Annotated in this window: 1 protein-coding gene and 3 pseudogenes; 3 read left to right on the forward strand and 1 reads right to left on the reverse strand. The window is 61.0% G+C overall.

The window, feature by feature from the left end:
* Positions 1-433 precede the first annotated feature (433 nt).
* The 3 pseudogenes from AC1DLB_RS21480 to AC1DLB_RS21490 form a co-directional block, all read left to right on the forward strand.
* Positions 434-1627, forward strand: a pseudogene (locus AC1DLB_RS21480) (PDC sensor domain-containing protein); the annotation flags it as partial.
* Positions 1628-1945: 318 nt separating this feature from the next.
* Positions 1946-2485: pseudogene (locus tag AC1DLB_RS21485) on the forward strand (methyl-accepting chemotaxis protein); the annotation flags it as partial.
* A gap of 102 nt (positions 2486-2587) precedes the next feature.
* Positions 2588-3847: pseudogene (locus AC1DLB_RS21490) on the forward strand (MFS transporter); the annotation flags it as partial.
* A gap of 39 nt (positions 3848-3886) precedes the next feature.
* Here the strand turns inward: AC1DLB_RS21490 and AC1DLB_RS21495 are convergent.
* Positions 3887-4793, reverse strand: a 907-nt coding sequence (locus AC1DLB_RS21495; RefSeq protein WP_477785600.1) for an APC family permease, incomplete at its 5' end; no start/stop codon positions are given.

The raw sequence follows: 4793 nt of genomic DNA on the forward strand, positions 1-4793 counted from the left end.
CCCAGGGCGCCACGCTTGAGCTCCGTGGAGCTGTTCCCAGGGCGCCACGCTTGAGCTCCGTGGAGCTGTTGATCGAGATAGGTACACTCATGTTGTTGACCTTATTGTATGAGGCAGTCGCTGTTGGGGTGGCCCGATTGAATTCCATCGGCACCAATTAGCGTTTTGTTTTAGTTGCGCGCTGAACTCGATCCTATGCCCGCCCCTGAACCGCTCGCTATCCCAAATCGGTAGCATCCGAGGCGCCGCCCCAAAACAGGTCGATGCGGCACCCGCAATCCGGCAGTCCTTGCCGATTCGGGATAACCGGCTGGCCGTTCCCTCCCGCATGCTAGCGTCACCCGCTCTATACCCAGATGCCGGCACCGATAATAAAAGCGAGGGCCTGGTCCACAGCCCATCGCAGCCAAGCCCTCTGCAGGAAGTCCCAGTCATGCGTTTAGCTCATCTCACTATCCAATGGCGGATCACACTCCTGAGCGGACTGTGCCTGCTGGCTGTCGTCGGCGCGCTGGTAGGCACCTCGGTGTACCAGAACCAACAAAGTGCAAAATTGCTGAAGGAGCAGAGCAGTCACCTGCTCGGGCAAGCCGCCGTGGAGCGCTTGCAAGCCCAGGCCGCTGCCCATGGCCAACAGGTCGAACGCTTTTTCAACGAAACGGCGCTGTATAGCGAAGGGTTCGCGCAACAGGTTCTGCAACTGCGCGATCAAACGCTCAATGGACGCCTCACGGCTGGGCAATTGCGCGAAGCGCTGATCAGCGTGACCCGTCAGACACTGCTCAACCGCGAAAAAGTGCTCGGCCTGTACGTCATCCTTCTGCCTGACGCGTTGGCGGGCGCAGACGCTAATTTCGTCGGGCAACGTGCACTGGCGAGCAACGAAAAAGGTCGTTTTGCGCTGTATTGGTCACAGAGCCAGCCGGGACAATTGGTCCAGGATGTGCTCACCGAGGCGCAAATCTTCACCAACACAGCGCCCCCCGGCAGCGAACCGACAAACGTCTGGTACACCTGCCCTCAAGCTCAAAGGCGCACTTGCGTGGTGGAGCCCTACACCAGTGAGGTGGAAGGCCAGAAAGTCCTGATGAGCAGCATTTCTGTCCCTCTGATCGCCAACGGCAAGATCCTCGGCGTGGTCGGCATGGACATTGGCCTCGACACGCTGCAAAAGCTGGCTGCCGACCTCGGCCAGGACCTGTATCAAGGCAACAGCGAAGTGGCCATTGTGTCGGCCTCCGGCCAGGTGGCAGGACGCAGCGGCGAAGTCTCCGGGACCACCCTCGATATACGCCAGGCTCTGCAACCCGTGGCAGGCAATCCACTCTGGCAACTGGAGATCAAGGTTCCCCAAGCTCTGGTGCAGGCACCCGCCCGGCAAATGCAAAGCGAACTGGACGACAAAAGCCGCCAGGCCAACTGGCTCAACCTTTGCCTGGGGGTATTGGCCAGTTGCCTCGGCATGTTGCTGATCTGGCTGGCCGCCTACGGGGTGACACGCCCGCTGCTGAAGGTGGCAGGCCTGCTTGATGCCATCGTCGATGGCGATGGTGACCTTACCCAACGCCTGCCCGCCGGGCGACGCGACGAATTGGGCCAATTAGCCAATGGGTTCAACCGTTTTCTGGACAAGTTGCAGCCAATTATTCGCGACATTCAAACCGCCTCCCTGGATACCCGCAACAGCGCCAATACCTCGTCGGGGATTGCCCGGGAAGTCAGCGCAGGGATGCAACGCCAGTACCGCGAAGTGGAGCTGGCCGCGACCGCGCTGCACGAAATGAGTGCCAGTGCCCAGCAAGTGGCGCGCCATTCCCACGGTGCCGCCGACGCAGCGACAGCCGCCGAAAGCGCGAGCCGATCAGGTCAAGCGGTGTTCTCCATCGCCGAAAGCAGCATCGAAAGCCTCGATCAGCGTCTGGACACCACCCTTAAGCAAGTGCATGCCCTCGCCGATAGCAGCACCCAGATTGGCCAGGTGCTGGACGTCATCAGCACCATCGCGCAGCAGACCAACTTGCTGGCGTTGAATGCGGCCATCGAAGCGGCCAGGGCGGGCGAACAGGGGCGCGGCTTCGCRGTGGTAGCCGATGAAGTCAGGCACCTGGCCAGCAACACCCAGAGCTCGGTCGAACAGGTCCGCACGGTGATAGAAATGTTGCAGCAGTTGAGCCAGGAGGTGGTGCACAGTACCCAGCTGAGCCGCGAGCAAGCCGGCAACAGCGTGATCCAGGTGCAACAGACCCGTGCGGCGCTGGAGAATATTTCCCAGGCCGTGGATGTGATCGAGCAGATGAATCAGCAGATCGCCAGCGCAGCCCTGGAGCAAAGCACGGTCGTGGAAGATATCAACCATCGGGTCAGTGGCATTCGCAGCATCAGCGAAACACTGACCAAACGGATGAGCGATGCCTCAACGGCCAGTGACTCACTCCATGAAATGGCCAACCATCAACAGCAGCTTGTCGGCCATTTTCGAGTGTAAAGGGGCACGGCAGGCTACCTGCCGGTGCTGACGTCTTGACTGAGTGACAGTTGCCGGCTTTCGACCATCGTTCATCGAGCCCCCCCATGATGCCCCCACGTTGGCCTGTTCTCGCTGATCGCGGCCTTCTCGCCATCGGCCAGCGTATTGATCGGTGCCCGCGGCTTTCTGGCTGTCGGCGCGGCGATGATGATGCCGGCTACGCTGGCCATCGTGCGGTTGACGTTCGCCGACCCGCGCGAGCAGGCGATGGCTTTCGGCATCTGGGCATCGGTTGCCTCAGGGGGCGCCGCGTTCGGCCCGGTGGTGGGCGGCCTGCTGCTGGAGCACTTCTGGTGGGGCTCGGTATTTCTGATCAACGTGCCTATTGTGCTGGTGGCACTGGTCCTCGGCGCGGTGTTGATCCCGAATCACCCGGGGGATGCCAAAAAGCGATGGGACTGGCTGGGCTCGCTGCAGGTCATGATCGGGTTGATCAGCCTGGCGTATGCCGTCAAGGAACTCGGTAAACGGGCGCCCTCCTTCGACGGCATGCTGGTGGCGGTCGTGCTGGGTGCGCTATTTCTGACACTGTTCATTCGACGCCAACGCCGTGCCGCACAGCCGATGCTCGATCTGGCGCTGTTCACTGCACCGGGCTTCAGAAATGCCGTCATTTCAGCAGTCGTGTCGGCCGCTGCGTTGATCGGCATGGAACTGGTGTTCAGCCAGCGCCTGCAACTGGTACTCGGCATGTCGCCGCTGGAGGCGGCATTGTTCATCCTTCCTCTGCCACTGGGCTCCTTCGTCGCAGGGCCGCTTGCCGGTTACTACCTGCCGCGCCTGGGAAACCGGCGGATGCTGTTCTGGACGTTGCTGCTGTCGTCAGCCGCGATGCTGAGCTATCTCTTGCTGTACAACGCTGCGGTTTACCTGCAAGTCGCCAGCCTTGCCCTATTGGGCTTGACGATTGGCGCTGCACTGACCGTTTCGTCCAGCACCATCATGCTCAGCGTGCCCGCCGATAAAGCCGGCATGGCCGCCTCCATCGAGGAAGTGTCCTTTGAACTGGGCGGTGCTGTGGGTGTGACGCTGGCGGGCAGTCTGTCATCGGCGATTTATGCGTATTCGGCGGGCCTGATGATTCCGGCATGGCTGACCCTGAACCCCGCGACATTCGAGAGTCTCGACGACGCGTTGGTCGTCGCCGAGACGTTGTCACCCGAAGGCCGCGCGATGCTGAGCGCATTCGCCCGTGCGGCGTTCGATGCAGGCTTCGTTGCCGTGCTGGCAGCGTCGGCAGTCCTGCTGTTGATCGCCTCGCTGCTGGTCATGCTGAGCAGACAGGCGCAGCCGCGCGAGGTCGCAGACCTTCCTTGGTAAGCAACGCGCAGATTTGGTTGAAAAGTTCTGCGTGGAGCCTTAAAGCTTGTGGCTACCCAATGCCTGGTACCGCTGCGGCGACGCCTTGCGAAGTCGAGCCGCCAGGARCACGCCACCCAGCAGGGCCGCGGGAATGATCGCGCAGAGACTGTATGACAAGGCCAGGCTGGCGCCCGTCAGTACATCGAAGTGCACCACCGCGAGTACCAGGACCGCCAATAGGGCAATGCAAGAGAAACCGGGGAAAATCCGCCCACGCCAGATCCCCACCTTGAGTTCGGGGTGACGCCGGAAAAAGAAGATTACCGCTACGGACGTGAGCGCCATCAACAAAATCACGCACAGCGTGGCCAAGTTGGACAGCCAGGCAAACAGCTGCAGGATCGGATCGGCATCCATGGCGGCGAAAATCAGTACCACCACCGCCGAGATAAGGCTCTGCAACGCCGACCCCATATGAGGACTCTGGTGCACCCGATGGGTAGTGCCCAAGCGGTGCGGCAACAGGCCGTCACGCCCAATCGCGTAGAAGTAACGGGCCGCGGCGTTATGAAACGCCAGCAGGCCGGCATAGATACTGACCATGAACAGCACCCGGATAATCTGAGTCAGCCAGGGGCCGACAAAGTGGTCGGACATGCCGTAGATAAACGTCGTCGGGTCCTGCAAGGACTGCAGCATCGGCACGATTTTGTCCGCACCCACGCCCACCACCATCGACCATACCGACAGTGCGTAGAAACCACCGATCAGCAACACCGAGCAGTAGGTGGCAATCGGGATAGTACGCTGCGGGTTCTTGGCCTCTTCGCCGTAAATTGTCGTCGCCTCGAAGCCGATAAATGCCGCGAAGCAGAACAGCAAGCCGATTGACGGTGTGCCGCTGAACACATGACCGCGATCAAACGCATCAAGGTTGATGCCGCTGTCGCCGCCGGATTTGAGG

The sequence above is a fragment of the Pseudomonas sp. 05N434 genome (genome assembly GCF_056396965.1).